This is a genomic window from Stappia sp. ABD4_338 (assembly GCF_056312175.1).
This window is the reverse complement of sequence record NZ_CM149982.1, coordinates 2,279,522-2,297,862: the sequence shown is the minus strand read 5'-3', so window position 1 is coordinate 2,297,862 and position 18,341 is coordinate 2,279,522. Positions and strand designations below refer to the sequence as shown.

At 65.4% G+C, this 18,341-nt stretch carries 16 protein-coding genes; 10 read left to right on the top strand and 6 right to left on the bottom strand.

Going from position 1 to position 18,341, the window contains the following annotated elements; genetic code table 11:
• Positions 1–169: 169 nt before the first annotated feature.
• Positions 170–1,708, bottom strand: a complete 1,539-nt coding sequence (locus ACYX4S_RS10475) for an Ig-like domain-containing protein (protein WP_476360113.1) — start codon at positions 1,706–1,708, stop codon at positions 170–172.
• Between the two features lie 197 nt (positions 1,709–1,905).
• Between ACYX4S_RS10475 and ACYX4S_RS10470 the strand changes: the two genes are divergently transcribed.
• Positions 1,906–2,538, top strand: coding sequence for an LOG family protein (locus tag ACYX4S_RS10470; RefSeq protein WP_476360112.1), 633 nt, complete (start codon positions 1,906–1,908; stop codon positions 2,536–2,538).
• A gap of 76 nt (positions 2,539–2,614) precedes the next feature.
• On the opposite strand, the gene ACYX4S_RS10465 is transcribed toward ACYX4S_RS10470, so the two are convergent.
• Genes ACYX4S_RS10465 through ACYX4S_RS10455 form a run of 3 tightly spaced genes read right to left on the bottom strand, consistent with a single transcriptional unit; the run spans position 2,615 to position 7,850 of the window.
• The gene (locus ACYX4S_RS10465) at positions 2,615–6,172 is read right to left on the bottom strand and encodes an efflux RND transporter permease subunit (RefSeq protein WP_476360111.1); all 3,558 of its coding nucleotides are present in this window, start codon (positions 6,170–6,172) and stop codon (positions 2,615–2,617) included.
• A complete protein-coding gene (locus ACYX4S_RS10460) occupies positions 6,169–7,272 on the bottom strand; it encodes an efflux RND transporter periplasmic adaptor subunit (protein ID WP_476360110.1) in 1,104 nt (367 codons plus the stop codon). The genes ACYX4S_RS10465 and ACYX4S_RS10460 overlap by 4 nt, the downstream gene beginning before the upstream one ends.
• Before the next feature lie 20 nt (positions 7,273–7,292).
• Positions 7,293–7,850: a PadR family transcriptional regulator gene (locus ACYX4S_RS10455; protein ID WP_293721114.1), complete on the bottom strand. Its 558-nt coding sequence runs from the start codon at positions 7,848–7,850 to the stop codon at positions 7,293–7,295.
• 249 nt (positions 7,851–8,099) lie between these two features.
• Between ACYX4S_RS10455 and ACYX4S_RS10450 the strand changes: the two genes are divergently transcribed.
• The 8 genes from ACYX4S_RS10450 (at position 8,100) to paaE (ending at position 14,600) form a co-directional block, all read left to right on the top strand.
• On the top strand, positions 8,100–8,531 hold the full coding sequence (locus tag ACYX4S_RS10450) for a hypothetical protein (RefSeq protein WP_476360109.1): 432 nt from the start codon (positions 8,100–8,102) through the stop codon (positions 8,529–8,531).
• Between the two features lie 135 nt (positions 8,532–8,666).
• Complete coding sequence (puuE, locus tag ACYX4S_RS10445; protein WP_293721116.1) at positions 8,667–9,578, top strand: allantoinase PuuE; 912 nt, start codon at positions 8,667–8,669, stop codon at positions 9,576–9,578.
• A complete protein-coding gene (locus ACYX4S_RS10440) occupies positions 9,556–10,482 on the top strand; it encodes a PaaX family transcriptional regulator (RefSeq protein WP_476360108.1) in 927 nt (308 codons plus the stop codon). The genes puuE and ACYX4S_RS10440 overlap by 23 nt, the downstream gene beginning before the upstream one ends.
• Before the next feature lie 254 nt (positions 10,483–10,736).
• Positions 10,737–11,738 (top strand): 1,2-phenylacetyl-CoA epoxidase subunit PaaA, encoded by a 1,002-nt coding sequence (gene paaA, locus ACYX4S_RS10435; RefSeq protein ID WP_476362853.1) that lies wholly within the window; start codon positions 10,737–10,739, stop codon positions 11,736–11,738.
• A gap of 116 nt (positions 11,739–11,854) precedes the next feature.
• Positions 11,855–12,142: a 1,2-phenylacetyl-CoA epoxidase subunit PaaB gene (gene paaB, locus ACYX4S_RS10430; RefSeq protein WP_422068519.1), complete on the top strand. Its 288-nt coding sequence runs from the start codon at positions 11,855–11,857 to the stop codon at positions 12,140–12,142.
• Positions 12,143–12,162: 20 nt separating this feature from the next.
• Positions 12,163–12,915 (top strand): 1,2-phenylacetyl-CoA epoxidase subunit PaaC, encoded by a 753-nt coding sequence (gene paaC / locus ACYX4S_RS10425; RefSeq protein WP_476360107.1) that lies wholly within the window; start codon positions 12,163–12,165, stop codon positions 12,913–12,915.
• A gap of 3 nt (positions 12,916–12,918) precedes the next feature.
• On the top strand, positions 12,919–13,458 hold the full coding sequence (gene paaD / locus ACYX4S_RS10420; RefSeq protein WP_476360106.1) for a 1,2-phenylacetyl-CoA epoxidase subunit PaaD: 540 nt from the start codon (positions 12,919–12,921) through the stop codon (positions 13,456–13,458).
• Positions 13,459–13,520: 62 nt separating this feature from the next.
• Positions 13,521–14,600, top strand: coding sequence for a 1,2-phenylacetyl-CoA epoxidase subunit PaaE (gene paaE, locus ACYX4S_RS10415; RefSeq protein ID WP_476360105.1), 1,080 nt, complete (start codon positions 13,521–13,523; stop codon positions 14,598–14,600).
• A gap of 70 nt (positions 14,601–14,670) precedes the next feature.
• Here paaE and ACYX4S_RS10410 read toward each other — a convergent pair whose 3' ends face one another.
• Positions 14,671–15,909: a tetratricopeptide repeat protein gene (locus ACYX4S_RS10410; RefSeq protein WP_476360104.1), complete on the bottom strand. Its 1,239-nt coding sequence runs from the start codon at positions 15,907–15,909 to the stop codon at positions 14,671–14,673.
• A 280-nt stretch (positions 15,910–16,189) separates the two neighbouring features.
• Between ACYX4S_RS10410 and guaA the strand changes: the two genes are divergently transcribed.
• Complete coding sequence (gene guaA, locus ACYX4S_RS10405) at positions 16,190–17,761, top strand: glutamine-hydrolyzing GMP synthase (protein ID WP_476360103.1); 1,572 nt, start codon at positions 16,190–16,192, stop codon at positions 17,759–17,761.
• Between the two features lie 37 nt (positions 17,762–17,798).
• On the opposite strand, the gene ACYX4S_RS10400 is transcribed toward guaA, so the two are convergent.
• The gene (locus ACYX4S_RS10400; RefSeq protein WP_476360102.1) at positions 17,799–18,110 is read right to left on the bottom strand and encodes a DUF6522 family protein; all 312 of its coding nucleotides are present in this window, start codon (positions 18,108–18,110) and stop codon (positions 17,799–17,801) included.
• Positions 18,111–18,341: the final 231 nt, after the last annotated feature.

The following is an 18,341-nucleotide window of genomic DNA, read 5'->3' as shown; positions in this document are numbered from 1 at the left end:
TTTTCCAAGTGGAAATATGCCGTAGCGGCAGTTATTGCTGGTGTTTCCAGCCGCTGCTTCGTGCTTCCGCCGCAGACGGACATTGAACCGCCAGAGGCCTCCCGCGAACGCATCGCGGGAGGCCTCTGGCATTGGCACCAAGTGCGGGCCGTTCAGCAGGAGGGCAGGGTCAGTCCCCGGACGACCAGTTCCGGTCGCTCTCGGGCAGCATGAAGATCTGGCCGGGATAGATCAGGTCGGGATTGCGGATCTGGTCCTTGTTGGCCTGATAGATGGTCGTGTAGCGCACGCCCTGGCCGTATCGGCGCTGGGAAATGGTCCAGAGATTGTCGCCGGTCCGAATGATCACGCTCGGGACCTGTCGTGTTTCGCCGCTTCCCTGTGCACCGCTGCCGGCATCCGACGAGCCGGAGGCGTCGAGCGGCCGCAGGACGACCGCTTCCGGGGCCGCTTTCTCGAAAGTCACCTGCGCGCGGGCCTCGACGCTGCCATCGTTCGGGCGCACCTGGTCGGCGCGCACGTCGACCTGCCCGGGTTCAACCTTGCTTTCACCTTCCAGAAGCCAGCGTCCCTTCTCATCGGTCTTTGCCTCGCCGACGAGCTTGTTGTCGAGATAGACACGCACGTCCGAGCCGGGCTCGCCGGCTCCCGCGACGAAGACCTTGTCGTTTTCGGTCTCGACGGCATCAACCGTCACGCGCGCGTCGCCGGACGGTTCGCCATCTGTCTGGTCGCCAGCGTCGGCCGTGGCCTGCCCCACAGGCGCTCCGGTGTCTCCGGAGGTGGTTTTGCTCTCATCCTGTGGCGTTGAGGCTGAAGCCACCGCGCCATTGTCCTCGACGTTCGTCCGGTCGGACCCGTCTGTCGTCGGATCGGAGGCCTGCTGCCGGTTGTCGGCGGCGGGGATGTTGGAAGCGGTATCGCCAGAAGATGCGCCCGTCTCGCCTGTCTCGGGAGAGCGGGACGTCGATGGGGCCGCGTCCGCGCCTGTGTCCGCAGCCGCCATCTGCGTGTCGCCGGTCCCGGCCTCCTCGGCGGGGGCATCGTCCTGACCTTCGAGCGCGTCGGGCTTCTGCAGTACACGAGAAGGCGCGCCGGGCTCGTTGAGCATGACAAGCACTTCGCCGGTGTCGGGGTCCTCAGGCACAGAGACGGCGAGCGACTGCTCGGATTCGCCAAGCGCCTTGCCGTCCTTGTTCTGGGTTTCCAGCGTCACCGCATGGGCCCCCGCCTCCAGGGGCGTGTCGAGCACGATCGCGAACTCGCCGTTCGCGTTCGCGATGCCCTTGCCGACGACCTTGCCGTTGGAGAGAAGGGCGACGATGGAGCCGGCTTCCGCACGACCGGCCACGACGGCCGAGCCGTCGGGCTCCACGCGCATCAGGTCGAAGCTTGGGCCGGCAGAGACCTGGGCACTGTCTTTCGTATCGCCGGAAGACGGCTGGGTTGATTCGTCAGAGGAGGAAGCCGTCTCGCTGGCGGATGTGTCCGGCCGATCGGCGGGCGCGCTGGCGTCCGGCGTGCTCTCCGGCTGCTTGTCATCCGCTTGGGCGGTCTCCCGGGGGGCGCCTGCATCACCGCTTTCCTGCGTGGGGGACGAGGCCGCCTGCCGCGCGTTCTGCCGTTCCTGCCAGATCCCGATACCGAGCGCGCCGAGGCCGACGACAATGGCAAGCACAAGCAGTTGGATGACGAGTTTGCGCGACATCAGCAGTCCTTCTCCCCGCGATCGGGCCTTGCGCCGCGCCATGCGGTCGTGTCCCGGAACCCTCCGCATGGTTATACGGGATTCCGCAAGCCGGCAAGAAACCCCGCAAGCGGAAAGCGGCGGAAAGCCTCATTTCCGGAGCTGTTTCACGGTCCGGTGTGCTTGACGCTTTTCGGCGCCGGTGCGACACAGGTTTCATGAACGACATGAGCAATGTGATCGCGCCCGCTCGCGACAGCCGCCCGACCTCCGTCTGCGTCTATTGCGGGACGGGTGTCGGAGCCACCCCGGAGTACATGGAGGCGGCACGCGAGCTCGGACGCCGTCTTGCCGAGGGAGGGATCGAGGTCGTCTACGGCGGTGGCTCGCTTGGCCTGATGGGAGCGGTGGCTCAATCCGCTCTCGAGGCCGGCGGTCGGGTCGTGGGCATCATTCCCGGATTTCTCGAGGAGCGCGAGGGCAAGATGCCCACGCTCTCCGAGACGATCGTCACCGACGACATGCACGAGCGCAAGCGGACCATGTTCGAGCGCGCGGACGCTTTCGTGGCGCTTCCCGGCGGCATCGGAACGCTTGAGGAAGTCGTCGAAATCCTGACCTGGGGACAGCTCGGGCAGCATGTCAAACCGGTTGTCCTTGCAGACATCGGCGGTTTCTGGCGTCCGCTCGTGGAACTCTTCTCGCACATGCGCGAGGAAGGCTTCCTGCGTCCGGGGTTCGAGGTCGACTATTGCGTGGCCACGACCGTGGACCAGATCCTGAGCGCGATCGAGGGCGCCTGCGTCGATGAGGCCGCAAGGCCCGGTGTCGCGGACATCGACCAGCTCTAGGGACGTCTTCCTTTCGGCTCGTCTCTTGCCGCCATGTTAAAGGGCCGCCCGAAGGCGGCCCTTTTCGTTTTCCAGGTCACTCCGCGGCGTGCGGCAGACCGTCCGGCTTGTCGGGGCGTGGCTTGGCCTCGACCGCGTGGCGCGGGCCGAATGGCGTCACCGTCGTGGTGACGACGGTCTGGGCCGGGGCGGGCATTCCCGTGTCTCCGCCTGAATCGCCTTCCGTCCGTTTGCCGAAAAGAACCTTCGACCAGACGCTCGGCAGGGCCAGCATGGTCGGGATCACGATCAGCGTCAGCAGCGTGGCGAAGCCAAGTCCGAAGATGATCGCGGTCGAGAGCTGCACCCACCACACGGCGGTGATCGAGCCCTGCGTCACCACCCGGTTGACGAAGTCGAGGTTGAGCTGGGTCGCCATGGGGATCAGGCCGGCGATGGTCGTGGTCGTCGTCAGCATGACCGGCCGGATACGTTGGGCCGAGGTCTTGAGCGCCGCCTCGACGGGGGCGAGGCCATCCTCCCGGAACCGGTTGAACGTGTCGATGAGCACGATGGCGTTGTTCACCACGATGCCGGCCAGCGCGACGATGCCGGTGCCGGTCATGATGATGGAGAAGGTTTGTTCTCTCAGTGCCATGCCGAGCAGCACGCCGAACACCGACATCACCACGGTCGAGAGGGTGAGGATCGCCTGGTAGAAGCTGTTGAACTGGGTCACCAGGATGATGAACATCAGAAACAGCGAGCCGAGCATTGCCTTAACCAGGAAGTCTCTCGACTCCTTCTGGTCCTCATCCGCTCCACGGAAGCGGAACGACACCGCCTCCGGCCAGGTCTGCGAACCCAGCCAGGTCTCCAGTTCGCCCACCTTGTCGTCCGCCGTCAGCGGGCGGGTCACCCCGCCCTCCGTGGTGATCATCTGGTCCTTGATGATGTTCGCCTTCACGTCCATGGCGTAGAGCCCGTCGCGGCGGGTGATTTCGGTCACCTTCTGCTGCGGCTTGCGGTCGATGAAGTTTGACAGGGGCACCTGGCCGAGCGGCGTTTGCAGCCGCAGGCTGTCGAACCGGTCGAGAGTGCGTTCTTCCTCCGGAAGGCGGACCCTGATATCGACCTCGTCCTCGGAATCGTCGGGGCGATAGTTGCCGATCAGGACACCGTTGGTAACGAGCTGCACCATGGAGCCGACCGAGCCGATGCCGGCCTGGAAGCGGCCGGCCTGTTCCCGGTCGATGGTGATCTGCCATTCGATGCCCGGCAGCGGACGGCTGTCCTCGCGGTCGCGAAGTCCGTCCATGGCGTCCACGTGGTTTCGGACCTTCTCCACCGTCTCGACCAGCGTGCCGTAGTCGGTGGAGGTGATCTGAAGGCGTACGTCCTTACCGGTCGGCGGACCGCCCTCGATCTTGCGGGTTTCCACGCGGATGGCCGGAATGTCGGCGGTGCGCGTGCGGATCTCGGCCGCGATGTCGTCCCACTTGCGCCGGCAGCAATAGTCGGCAAGCTCCAGGTTCAGCGTGCCGATCACGTCGGGCGGCGTGTCCTGGCTGGCGCCGATCATCGCGCCGCCGGAACTCGACCCCGTCGAGACGGACATGACGACGTTCTCGATGCCGGGCACCTGAAGCACCTCCGCCTCGACTTTCCCGGCAAGTTTCAGTGCGTCGCGGACCGACATGTTGCCGCGTGCCGAGACGGTCACCACGGCGGCGTCCGGTTCGTCGTTGACGAAAAACTCGACGCCCTGCGCGTTCGCCATGAAGTAGAAGAGGATGCCGCCCGAGATCACCACCATGGCGTTCAGCGTGACGATGTTGCCAATCGGTGTGCCGGCGCAGAACGCCAGCATCCGGACGTACAGGCCGGTGACGCCCCGGACCTTGTTGACGTCGAAGGTCTCGCCGGCGGAGATCTTTCGTGCCTCCGCGCTGTCTTCCTCTGCGACACGCGCGGCCCTGTCACGCAGGAGCGCGACCAGCGGGAAGACAAGGCGGAAGACCGCATAGCCGATGACGATACCGGCGATGACGGCAAGCGGATAGGCGATGTTCATGCCGCCGGGCGAGGGAAGCGCACCGGCCAGCGGGCTGAACGCGATGGCGACGGCAACGCCCGACCCGGCGAGCAGGCCAAGGATGACCTCCGCCTTGCGTCCGACGAAGCTGAACAGGCTCGACAGCGCCGCACCCGTCACCGGCACGAAGACGAGCGCCGTCAGCAGCGAGGCCGACAGCACGATCACCACCATGATCGGCAGATAGCTCATGAACTCGCCCGCCACGCCCGGCCACAGCAGCATGGGCAGGAAGGCGGCCAGCGTCGTCGCCGTGGAGGACACGATCGGCCAGAACATGAGCTTGGAGGCGCGGATGTAGGCCTCTTGCGACGGCATCCCTTCCGCGATCTTCCGGTCGGCATATTCGACCATGACGATGGCGCCGTCGACAAGCATGCCGACCGTCAGCACGAGGCCGAACATGACCATCGTGTTCACGGTCATGCCGAGCGCGGAGAGGATCAGGAAGCCGATCATGAACGACGTCGGGATGGAGATGCCGACGAGCAGGGCGGATTTCGGGCCCAGCGCCCAGATCACCAGGATCATCACCAGGAAGATGGCGGTGAGGATCGAGGATTGCAGCGACCCCAGGATCTCGAAGATGTTCTCCGACTTGTCGAGCAGGAAGTCGACGCGGATCGCCTTCGGCCAGTCTTTCGTCGCCTGTTCCACGACCTCGCGAACGGCCGCGTTGTTCTCGATGATGTTGGTGCCCTTGCGCTTGACCACATTGATCGAGATCGCCGGATGACCGTTGACGCGGGTGAAGCTCGACGGATCCTTGAAGGTCCGGTGCACCTCGGCGATGTCGGCAAGCGTCACGACGCCTTCACCGTTCTGCTTGATGGGCAGGGAATAGACGTCTTCCGCCGTCTCGACGAGGCCGGGCACCTTGACGTTGAAGCGACCGTGACCGGTGTCGAGGGAACCTGCCGCCACGAGCCGGTTGTTCTGCGAGAGCGAGGTCAGAAGCTCCTGCTGGGTGACCTGGTAGGATTCCAGCTTCATGGAGTCGATGACGACCTCGAGCAGCTCTTCCCGGTGGCCGGAAAGCTCCGCTTCGAGCACGGTCGAGACCGCCTCGATCTGGTCCTTCAGCCGCCTTGCATGCTGGTAGAGCGTGCGTTCGGGTACTTCGCCCGACAGCGTGACGTAGATCGTCGGCTGCAGCGCGAAATTCGTTTCGGTGATGGTCGGTTCGTCGGCTTCGGCCGGCAGTTTGGCCTTCGCCTGGTCGACCTTGTCGCGCACGTCCGCAAGCGCGCGGTCCTTGTCGAAGTTGATGTCGAACTCCAGCACCACGCCGAGGTGCCCCTCGGCGGAGATGGAGGTGATTTCCTTCAGGCCGTCGAGGCCGCGCAGGGCCGTTTCCATCGGGCGCGCCAGAAGGCGTTCGGCGTCTTCCGGCGAAATGCCCTGCTGGGTGACGGACACGTAGAAGACCGGGATGTCGATGTCCGGATCGGCTTCCTTGGGCACGGCGATATAGGCGAGCACGCCCGCGATCGTCATGACCAGCATGAGGGTGAGGACCGTGCGCGGCCTGCGCAGGACGGCTTCGAGTGCGTCGATCATCCCTCGGCCTCCGGCTGTTCCACAATGGCCTCGACCGTCTGGCCTTCAACAACGTAGTCCTGTCCGGCGACAATCACGCGAACCTTGTCGGGAAGGCCGGCAAGCCAGACACCGGTGTCGTCGCCTCCCAGAAGCGCGACCGGCATGAACCGCACCTTGCCGTCCGCGTCCACGGTTCGCACACCGATCTCGCCCTTGTCGTTGAGCGTCAGGATGCCGGAACTGACATGGTGGGCCGGCTGGGCGGTGAGCGGAACGCGCGCGGTCGCGGTCAGCCCCTCGCGCAGGGAGCGGTCCGGATTGGGGATCTCGATCTCGATGCGGAAGGTCCTTGTCGCGGAATCGGCGGCCGGAGCGACGTAGCGCAGGGTGCCTTGCACCGTGTCGCCGCTGACGAGCGTGATGGTCGCTTCATCCCCGATGGAGAGCTTCGCCACCTCGCGTTCCGAGACCTGCCCGATCATGAGCATCGGCTGCACATCGATCACCGTGGCGCAGGTCTGGCCCGGTGACAGCATGGTGCCCACCTCGACCAGCGGGCTTATGACGACGCCGCCGATCGGCGCCTTGATGCTGGTGCGGGAAAGCTCGAACTCGGCTTCCTCCAGCCGTGCCTGTGCCGCATCCATGGAAGCCTTGAGCGCGGCCACCCGGGTCTGGGCCGTGAAGCCCTTGCCCTGAAGCTGGGTCGCTGCGGAATGGTCGAGTTCTGCCTGGGCGAGCAGGGCGCGCGCCTCCAGCACCTTTGCCTCACGTGCACCGGATTCGATACGGCAGAGGAGGTCGCCCTTCTCGACCCGCTGCCCCTCCTGCACCGGGCGCTCCGTCACGCGGCCGTTGGTTTCGGCGCGCACGTCCACGGTGGCTTCCGCCTCGGTCCGCCCGCGGATGGCGAGAACGGAAACGCGCGGTTCCGCCTCGAGATCGCGAACCGCGACCCGAAAGGGCTTTTCCGCCGCTTCAGCCGCGCGTTTCGCCGGGGGAGGAGTCGCGTCCGCCGCATCGGCGCGGCCACCCTCGACATAGGTTCCGGACCACATCCATGCGGCGACGCCGACACTGATGCCGACAGCGAGCAGATGGGAAAAACGGATGTTCATTCGGTCTGTCTCCGGGTCCCTTATTCCGCGGCTTCACGCGCGGATTCGGCCGAGCGGGCGATGTTCTCGATCCGCGACCTGTTGTCCTCAAGGAAGCGGATGTCCTGGGTCATGCAGTGGCGGCCGTAGTCGAGAATGAACTGGGCGGCAGGCTGGCATTCGCTCTCTTGCGATATGCCATCCAGTGTTTCGATTTCGCTGCGAACCTGGGAGATACGGTGGTCGATCGCTGCGGAGATCACATCCGGCCCGACGAGTTCGGCGCACATGGCGACGAGAAGGAAAGGCGAGCGATAGGTGTCCGGCGCGGGCGGCGCCGCCAGAAGCTTCACGAACTCCGCGCGACCGCTCTCCGTCAGGGAGTAGATCTTGCGTGCCGGCTTGCCCGGCAGAGCTTCCTCGCGCACCGTGACAAGGCCCTCCGCCTCGAGGCGGGCAAGCGTCGGATAGATCGAACCGAAGCTGGCCTCGATGAAGTAGCGGAACTTTCCTTCCGTCGAAAGCTTGCGGATCTCATAGCCCGTGGCATCCCCGAAGTTGAGGATCGCAAGGCACAATGTCCTGACGCTCAAGTCCACCTCCCACAGCACCCGGCCGCACGCTTCCGTATCGTCAATCGAGGTCTTATATCACATCGATATATATCGTGCCAATATAGATGCTGCGTTGCAGAAATGGGGTGACACGTCCGAATTTCAAGATCGGTTGGATGCGACTTTCATATCGCGGACATATTGCCGGAGCCGGGTGCTGCGCCATTTCACCGCGTGGACTTGGGCGTGCGATGCACACTAGTATGTATTCGCAAATGTGAAACTGGAGGCGTCATGAGCGACAGGGGCACCGTCACGCAGGCTGTATCCGCCACCTCGGGGCCGGAAGCGCCGGAGGCAAAGCAGGCTCGCGGCCTGTTGTCCTCTCCCTTCTTCCGATTGCTGGCGATCAATTGGCTCATCGGCGCGTTCGCCGCGGTTCTGGTTCTGTCCGGGTTGCTGTGGCTCGACACGGGCGGGCTTCGCAGCCTGATCCTGAATTCGCCCGAACCCTGGCTTCCGATTCTCGTTCTTCTCTTCGGGTTGATGGTGACCCTGTGCTCCGCCGCCATGGGCGCGGCGGTGATGGCGCTGCCTTCCGATGAAGACAACGGACGGGGCAAGGGACTGCGCCTTCGCTCGAGCACCGACGAGGTGTCGGGTCTGGGGCTCGTGCCGGTGCCCGTTCCCGCGCGAGCGCGGCCCGCCGGAACTGGCGATCGCTAGGGCATAGCAGGTGTTTTGGGCAAGGGGCGTGCATCCGCCCCTTGCATCGGCGCTGCGATTTGGCTTTCCTCGCTGCAACGGCGCGCCACCGCTTCGCACGGCGCGGCCGCCACGCACTCAGCCGGGAACAGCGCCATGAGCGAGACTTATCCGAGAGACCTGATCGGCTACGGGCGCCTTGCGCCGGATCCGAAGTGGCCGAACGAGGCCAATGTCGCCGTTCAGTTCGTCATCAACTACGAGGAAGGCGGCGAGAACTGCATCCTCCATGGCGACAGTCATTCCGAGGCGTTCCTCTCGGAGGTCGTCGGCGCCCAGCCCTGGCCGCACCAGCGGCACATGAGCATGGAATCGATCTACGAATATGGCGCGCGTGCCGGTTTCTGGCGCCTGTGGCGCCTGTTCACCGCGCGCGGGATTCCGGTCACGGTCTACGGCGTCGCCATGGCATTGCAGCGCAATCCGGAAGCGGTCGCGGCCATGAACGAGGCCGGATGGGAGATCGCCTCCCACGGCCTGCGCTGGATCGACTACAAGGATTTCTCGAAGGATGCCGAGCGCCACCACCTGCAGGAGGCGATCCGCATTCACGAGGAGGTGACGGGGGCAAGGCCGCTCGGCTGGTACACGGGGCGTGATTCCGTGAACACCCGCTCTCTGGTGATGGAGGACGGCGGGTTCCTCTATGATTCCGACAGCTATGCGGACGATCTGCCCTATTGGGTCGAGGGGCCTTCCGGGCCGCATCTGGTGATCCCCTACACTCTGGATGCCAACGACATGCGCTTCGCCACGGCGCAGGGGTTCAACTCCGGAGATCAGTTCTTCACCTACCTCAAGGACACCTTCGACATGCTCTATGCGGAGGGCGAGGCTGGGTCTCCGAAGATGATGTCGGTCGGCCTTCACTGCCGCCTGGCCGGACGTCCCGGTCGTGCGGCGGCCTTGGCGCGCTTCCTCGACTATGTCGCTTCGCACGACAAGGCCTGGCTTACCCGCCGCATCGATATCGCCTGGCACTGGCATGCCCACCACGCCGCCGGCTGAGGTGGAGCCCGCGGTCGTGGACGACGGCGATGCGCGTGTTCTCGTCGCCGGGCTCGTGGACAGGCTTCACGCCCATACGCCGCTCAGGGTCTGGTCCCTGATCGTTACCATCTTCGGCGATACGGTCGCTCCGCGTGGCGGCGAGATCTGGGCCGGGACACTCCAGGAACTTCTGGGTGCCATGCGCATCGATGCGGCTGCCGTACGCGCTGCCCTGTCACGCCTGGCGCGCGACGGCTGGCTCGATCGCATCAAGGTCGGACGGCTCAGCTACTATGCGCTTTCCGCCGACGGGCGCGCCGCCTTCGGTCCCGCACTTGCGCGCGTCTACCGGCGCAACCGGCCTGGCGTTTCTCCCCGTCTGCACCTGTTCGTGCTGCCGGAGGGAGAGGGACGCAACGGAGTGCGCGATCAGGCTCTGAAATCCGGTTACGGCTCACTCGGCGCATCGGTTCTGGTCGGCACCTCGGAAAGCGTGCCGCTGTTCCGGAGCGAGGGCGGTTTGCTGCGTCTCGACGCGGAGCTTGCGCAGGGGTGGCCGGAGGAACTCGTCGCGCGCGCGTTCGATCTGGAGCCACTGGCTGCGCGTTACCGGGCCTTCGTCTCCGACTTCACGCCGCTGGCCGAGGCCCTTGAGCGCGGCGTCTCGCTCGCCGACCACGAGGCGATGGTGGCGCGCACATTGCTGATCCACGCCTACCGCCGCCTTATCCTGCGCGATCCGGTGCTCCCGGATGAATGGCTTCCCGAGGACTGGCCGGGAGAGGCCGCACGTGCGCTGACGGCGCGCCTCTACGCTCTGCTTGCACCGCCTTGCGCCGGCTGGATTGCCCGTTCCGCCCGCTGCAGGGATGGAGAATTGCCGCCCCCCGATCCGGAGGACGGGTTCCGCTTCTCGAATTAGGTATTGAAAACAGATGTTTGGCCGGGCGGTTGTGTCTCGCTCCTTATGTGACAAAAAAACTTGAAACATATAATATTTGTCACATATATTGAGTGCGTCCGGCGTTTGCGGAGGAGGCGAACGTGCGGGGAAGGCAGGGCGACGCGGTGTCGCGCCTGCGTGAGGCGAGGGCGTCGATCCTGTCCCGCATGTCCCCGGAAGCCCCCTCCATGACGATTGCGGATGGCAAGGTCGGAACGAGGAGGCCCAGCGACATGTACACCCAGGCTCTCAACGCAAGTGACACGGCGACGCCCCAGGTCGAGGACGCCGAGCGTCTGGCCGCATTCCAGGCCCGCATCGACGCCGAGGAGAAGATCGAGCCCAACGACTGGATGCCCGAGTCGTACCGCAAGACGCTTGTGCGCCAGATCTCCCAGCATGCCCATTCCGAGATCGTCGGCATGCTGCCGGAAGGCAACTGGATCACCCGCGCGCCGACGCTGAAGCGCAAGGCGGCGCTGCTGGCCAAGGTTCAGGACGAGGGTGGTCACGGCCTCTATCTCTACTCCGCCGCCGAGACGCTGGGCGTTTCGCGCGAGGAACTGACCGACCAGCTTCTGTCGGGCAAGGCCAAGTACTCGTCGATCTTCAATTATCCGACCCTGACGTGGGCCGACATCGGAGCCATCGGCTGGCTGGTCGACGGGGCGGCGATCATGAACCAGATCCCGCTTTGCCGCTGTTCCTTCGGTCCCTATTCCCGCGCGATGATCCGCGTCTGCAAGGAAGAGAGCTTCCATCAGCGCCAGGGCTACGAACTGCTGCTGGAGATGTGCCGCTCCTCGCAGGAGCAGAAGGAGATGGTGCAGGACGCGCTGAACCGCTGGTGGTGGCCGTCGCTGATGATGTTCGGCCCCTCCGACACGGATTCGAAGCACTCCGCGCAGTCCATGGCGTGGAAGATCAAGCGGTTCACCAACGACGAGCTGCGCCAGAAGTTCGTCGACGCGACCGTTCCCCAGGCGCACTACCTGGGCCTGACCCTTCCCGACGACGATCTCCGCTTCAACGAGGAGACCGGTCACTGGGAGTTCGGGGAGATCGACTGGGACGAGTTCACCCGCGTCATTGCCGGCAATGGTCCCTGCAACCGTGAGCGCCTCGAGGCGCGGCGCAAGGCGCATGACGATGGCGCCTGGGTGCGCGAGGCGGCACTTGCCCATGCCGAGAAGCGCCGGATGCGCCGCGAAGCCGCGCGCGAGGCCGCCGAATAACACCCGTGCGCCGCGTCCGGGCACGGCGCGGTTCGCACATGTGGACCAAGAACGAGATGAAGAGCCCCGCTGGCCATGGACAGGGCCTTGCGCAGGGCTTGAGGGAGAAACGCAAGATGACCGAGAAAACCACGCCGCTTTGGGAAGTCTTCATCCGCTCGCGTACGGGCATGGCGCACCGCCATTGCGGATCGGTCCACGCGGCCGATGCCGAGATGGCCCTGCAGGCGGCCCGTGATGTTTACACGCGGCGCGGCGAGGGTCTTTCGATCTGGGTCGTTCCCTCGTCGGAAATCATCGCCTCAGATCCGACGCAGAAGGATGAGCTCTTCGAGCCGACCGCCTCGAAGATCTACCGTCACCCGACCTTCTACGAGATCCCCGAAGAAGTCGGAAACATGTGACCAGGGGAGGAGACAGCAACATGACCAGCGATCTCTTCACCTACACGCTGAGGCTTGCCGATGACGCGGCGATCCTCGGTCAGCGCCTCGGCGAATGGTGCGGCCACGCTCCGACGCTCGAGGAGGATATCGGTCTCGCCAACGTCGGTCTCGACCATATCGGTCAGGCCCGCGCGCTCTACTCCCATGCCGGTGCCGTCGAGGGCGCGGGGCGGGACGAGGACCAGCTCTGCTTCCTGCGCAAGGAGCGTGAGTTCGGCAACTGCCTGCTGGTGGAGCAGCCGAACACGGACTTCGCCCATACCATTGCCCGGCAACTGTTCTTCTCCGCCTTCATGCTGCCCTTCTGGCGCAAGCTGACCGGGTCGAGGGACGAGACGCTTGCCGCCATCGCGGCCAAGGCCGAGAAGGAAGCGGCCTATCACCTGCGTCATTCGGGCGAGTGGACCATTCGTCTGGGCGACGGGACGGACGAGAGCCGGATGCGGATGCAGGCGGCGATCGATACGCTGTGGTCCTACACGGGCGAACTGTTCGAGGCGGACGAGGTGGTGTCACGCCTTGTCGCCGACGGCATCGCGGTCGATCCCGAGAGCCTTCGCGACGAGTGGCACGCCAGCGTGCGCGACGTGCTCGACGAGGCGCTTCTGCGGATGCCGCCGGTGGGCTGGATGCAGACGGGCGGACGCTCCGGCAGGCATTCCGAGAGCTTCGGGCACCTGCTCACCGAGATGCAGTACATGCAGCGCACCTACCCGGGAATGAGGTGGTGAGCCATGGCCTCCGCCACACCTCCTTTCGAGCAGAGCGCCGATCTGCTCAGCCTTGACGACGCGGCCCGGCGCAAACGCGCCTGGGATGCGGCGGCCGAGGTGCCCGATCCGGAAGTCCCGGTGCTCACCATCGCGGATCTCGGTGTCCTGCGTGAGGTGCGTGTCACGGGTGACACGGCGGTCGAGGTGGACATCACGCCGACCTACACGGGGTGCCCCGCCATGGCCGTCTTCACCTTCGACATCGAGGCCGCGCTGAGAAACGCCGGATTTCGCACGGTGACGATCAACACGGTGCTGTCCCCGGCCTGGACGACCGACTGGCTGAGCGACGAGGCCCGCGAGAAACTTCGTGCCTACGGCATCGCGCCGCCAGCGGGAAAGGCATCACGCCGGGCGCTCTTCGGCGACGATGAGGTCGCGTGTCCGCGCTGCGGGTCGTTCGACACCGAGAAGGTTTCCGAGTTCGGCTCGACCGCCTGCAAGGCGCTGTGGCGCTGCCGGTCCTGCGCCGAGCCATTCGATTACTTCAAGTGCCACTGACGGCACCCCGAAAGCACATTCCGGCGTGGCTCGTGCGCCCGCCGATCGAGGGAGGATCCCCCATGTCGCCGCGTTTTTATGCGCTCAAGGTCAAGGACGTGAAGCGGGAGACGGCTGAGGCCGTTTCCATTTCCTTCGAGGTGCCGGAGAACCTGCGCGATGCCTATCGTTTCGCCGCCGGGCAGTATCTCACGCTGCGCACCATGATCGACGGGCAGGACGTGCGCCGCTCCTACTCGATCTGCGCGGGCGAGGACGATGGCGAGCTGCGGGTCGCGGTGAAGAAGATCGATGGCGGCGCCTTTTCCTCCTTCGCCAACGAGAACGTGACGCCGGGCGACGAGATCGACGTGATGACGCCCTCGGGCCGGTTTGTCCTGCCGTCTCACGACGGCGGGCCGCGCACACTGGTCGCGGTTGCGGCCGGATCGGGCATCACGCCAGTGCTTGCGATGATCCGTACCGTTCTCACGCGCGAGACGGAGAGCGAATTCTACCTTTTCTACGGCAACCGCACCTCGCAGAGCATCATCTTCAAGGAGGAGATCGAGAACCTGAAGGATCTCTTCCCCGCGCGCTTCGGCGTGTTCCACGTGCTTTCGCGCGAGGCGCAGGATGTCGACATGCTGTCGGGGCGGCTCGATGCGGAGAAACTCCAGGTGCTGCTGACCCATGTGGTTCCGGCGGCCGAGGCCGACGCGATCTTCCTGTGCGGTCCGGGTGAAATGATCGAGACCGCAACCGACGCGCTTCAGGCCATCGGCGTTGGAGAAGGCAAGGTTCACCGCGAGTTCTTCACGCCCGCCGACGGCTCCGCGCCGCACCAGCCCAAGCCCGCGCGCGACGCGGCCGCAACGGATCATGCGGCCGTGGCGGAACTGATCATCGACGGAATGCGCACCAGCGTGCCGGTCGGGCGCGGCGAAACCATCATCGACGCGGCCCTGCGCGCCGGCATCGAGGCGCCTTATTCCTGCAAGGGCGGCATGTGTTGCACCTGCCGCGCCAAGGTCGAGGACGGAGAGGTCGACATGGCGGTGAACTATTCGCTGGAGCCCTGGGAAGTGGAGGCCGGCTTCGTTCTCACCTGCCAGTCACGTCCCGTCAGCGAGAAGGTCGTGCTCGACTTCGACGCCATGTAGGCACGCCGCCTGAAATCACCTCGGATCGGACCCGTCCGCGCCGCGCGGGCGGGTCTTTGTGTTTTGAGGCTCAGAAGTCGGGAAAAAGCGGCAGGGTTTCCGGCTCGTCGTCGTCCGCGTGGTCACCGCGCCGCTCCTTGCGGCGCGCGCTTTCATCCTCGGGTCCCGTGTCGGAGGGACGCGGTCCGGCCGGTGCCACCTCGAAGGATGCTGTCCCGTCGTCATACGCCGTGTCCGCCGCCGTGTCGTGCGGGAGATCGTCGGAAGCGGCCAGCGTCGCGGCGGTTGTTTCCGCCTGGGCCTGACGACGTTTGTCTTCTTCCCGCTCCAGATGGTCGAGCAGGGCGTCGAGCTCGCCCCACAATCCCACGGGGACGCGGTCCGTCCTGCCACCTGCCATGAGAACCTGGCGGGCCTGGATGCCGGCCCCGGCCGCCGCGAGGGCGGCTCCCAGCGCATTCGCGGCCGCGCGGCTCTCGCCATCGATCTGCCAGGCGTCGCGGGCGTGGCGGACCGCCCCGGACACATCGCCGCCCCGCCGGCAGGCAAGACTCATGTTGACTGCGTGATCGGCCGTGTCGGGATCATTCCGGCGTGCCTGGGCAAAGGCATCCAGCGCGCCTTGCCAGTCGTCGGAGGCAAGCAGGATCGCGCCGAGAAGGGCCAGGAACTCCGGGTCGTCGGGCACATGGGCCAGTGCATGACGCACATGCGCCTGCGCATCGGCATAGCGGCTTTGATGAAAGAGCAGGTTGGCGAGGCCGCGCAGGGCCGGCACGTAGTCCGGGTCGAGCCGCAGAGCCTGCCGGTACTGGGCGAGCGCCGAGGCGCCGCCGGAGGCGCCGCGTGCATCCGCATCCAGAGTGAGGGCGGCCGCGCTGTCGGGCAGGGCGGCGAGAAGGCGCGAGGAGAACCGCTGCGCCTCGCTGTGCCGGCCGAGCCGGATCAGGATCGTCGCCAGTCCGTAGAGGGCGTTACGGTTGTCGGGCGAGCGCTCGAGCACCGCGACGAAGGCTTCGCGGGCCGGTTCGTCGCGTCCCAGAAGCAGCAGCGCGCTGCCGAGATTGGCGCGTGCTGGCCCATGGTCCGGCTGGTTGAAGACAACCCGGCGCAGCATCGTGACGGCATCGTCCAACTCGCCCCGGCGCATGAGCGCGGTTCCCGCACGATAGGCGGCATCGACGTCCTGGGGATCGCGCGCGGCCAGTGCCAGATAGATGCGGAGAGCCGCATCGGCATCGCCGGCGGATTCCAGCGCCATGGCTTCGGCGAGGGCTTCGGCGTTCGCGCTGTCGGGGGGAGGGGCCATGCCTCGTCTTGCGTCCTTTTAGAAAACGGTGCGACCTGCGCACCGGGTCCGACTCGTCTCTCGGGCGGACCTTTCACGACCCTAGGGGCGTGCCCGGCGCGGGTCAAAGCCCGAGACGCGCTTGCCAATGACTATCCGCAAGCTTTGCCGTCATTGCGGCGACCGTTCGGCGGCGCTTCCGTTTTCGGTGCAAAACCCGACTGCGGAGGACGATTCTTTTGTGGCGAAAAGGCGTCGAGAGAGGTTTCCGTTTCGGCGAAAAATGCTCTAGAAGCGAGCCATGACACAGCACGACCGCCTCCTCATCATCGACTTCGGCTCCCAGGTGACACAGCTCATCGCCCGCCGCCTGCGCGAGCTGAATGTCTACTGCGAGATCCACCCGTTCCAGAAGGTCACCGATGCATTCCTGGCCGAGTTCCGGCCACGGGCGGTGATCTTCTCCGGCGGGCCCGACAGCGTGACGCGCGAGGGCTCTCCGCGCCCGCCCGCGTCCGTCTATGAACTCGGTGTGCCGATCCTCGGCATCTGCTACGGCCAGCAGGTCATGATGCAGGATCTCGGCGGCAAGGTGGACGGCGGCAAGATTTCCGGCGGTGGGGGAACGGCCGAGTTCGGACGTGCCTTCGTGACGCCGGCCGACGAGCGCCTGCCGCTTCTCGATGGCTGGTTCTCGGGTGGGCGAGAACAGGTCTGGATGAGCCATGGCGACCACGTGAGCCGCATCGCGCCGGGCTTCAAGGTCTATGGCACCTCGCCCAACGCGCCCTTTGCGATCACGGCGGATCCGGAACGCAACTTCTTTGCGGTGCAGTTCCACCCGGAAGTTCACCACACGCCGAACGGCAAGGCGCTCTACGCCAATTTCGTGCGCCTGGCCGGGTTCAGGGGCGACTGGACGATGGGGGCCTATCGCGCCGAGGCGGTGGCCCGGATCCGAGAGCAGGTCGGGGACCGCAAGGTCATCTGCGGTCTTTCGGGCGGTGTCGACAGCTCGGTGGCGGCGGTCCTGATCCACGAGGCCATCGGCGACCAGCTCACTTGTGTCTTCGTCGATCACGGCCTTCTGCGCCTTGGAGAGGCGGACGAGGTCGTGGGCATGTTCCGCGATCACTACAACATTCCCCTCATCCACGCGGACGAGCAGGACCTTTTCCTGGGCGAGCTGGAGGGCGTGAGCGATCCCGAGGTCAAGCGAAAGACCATCGGCAAGCTCTTCATCGACGTGTTCCAGAAACATGCGAATGCCATCGAGGGGGCGGAGTTCCTGGCCCAGGGCACGCTGTATCCGGATGTGATCGAAAGCGTGAGCTTTTCCGGCGGTCCGTCGGTCACGATCAAGAGCCACCACAACGTCGGCGGCCTTCCCGAGAAGATGGGTCTGAAGCTAGTGGAGCCGCTGCGTGAGCTGTTCAAGGACGAGGTGCGCGCGCTTGGCCGCGAACTCGGCCTGCCGGACAAGTTCATCGGTCGGCACCCGTTCCCCGGGCCGGGGCTCGCGATCCGCTGTCCGGGCGAGATCACCCGCGACAAGCTGGAGATCCTGCGCAAGGCGGATGCGGTCTACATCGACCAGATCCGCAAGCACGGTCTCTACGACGAGATCTGGCAGGCATTCGTGGCGATCCTGCCGGTGCGCACCGTCGGTGTGATGGGCGATGGACGCACCTACGACTATGCCTGTGCCCTGCGCGCGGTGACCTCTGTCGATGGCATGACGGCGGACTACTACCCCTTCACCCACGACTTCCTCGGCGAGACGGCGACCCGGATCATCAACGAGGTCGAGGGCATCAACCGCGTGACCTACGACATCACCTCCAAGCCTCCGGGAACCATCGAGTGGGAATGATTCAGGTCCCTCCCAAGGTGCGCGCAGGCGTATTTTTTTAACTGCGCCATCTCTGGACTTGCTTCTTCTGCTCCGCATCTGGTCCCCTGTGCATGCTTTGCGGCAAGGGGTGGTCGCCGAAGTTCACTTTCGAGCGCCGTAGCAGGGCGCCGGTTTCGTCAACCACGAGTGTCAGCCGCTGATTGGCGTGGAAAAAGACGCAGGCATAGGTTTCCGCGTCCTCGTCCTGTCCTGCATAGAGGCGTCCGGCGATCTTGCCCGAGCGTATCAGCGCGAGCACCTCGTCCGGGTGTAGCCCGAAACCCTCGGCAAGATCCGACACATCGATCGTCATTTCTTGCGTGGTCATGGCCCGTGTGTCCCTTTCGTGTTTCGTTTCCCGGAGCGTTCGGAGGTGAACGGCGCGGCCCCCATGCGAAAGCATGCCGGTACCGGCCAACCGTCCGTTGGTGCGTCTGAATCTAACGCGTGTCGGCGTACTGAACATTGCGGCGGCACAACGTCCGCTCGCCTGCGTCCCGGCATGGTGTGCCCGATGCCTGGACGGGATATCGAGCGCCGGTTTTCCGCATAAAACAAC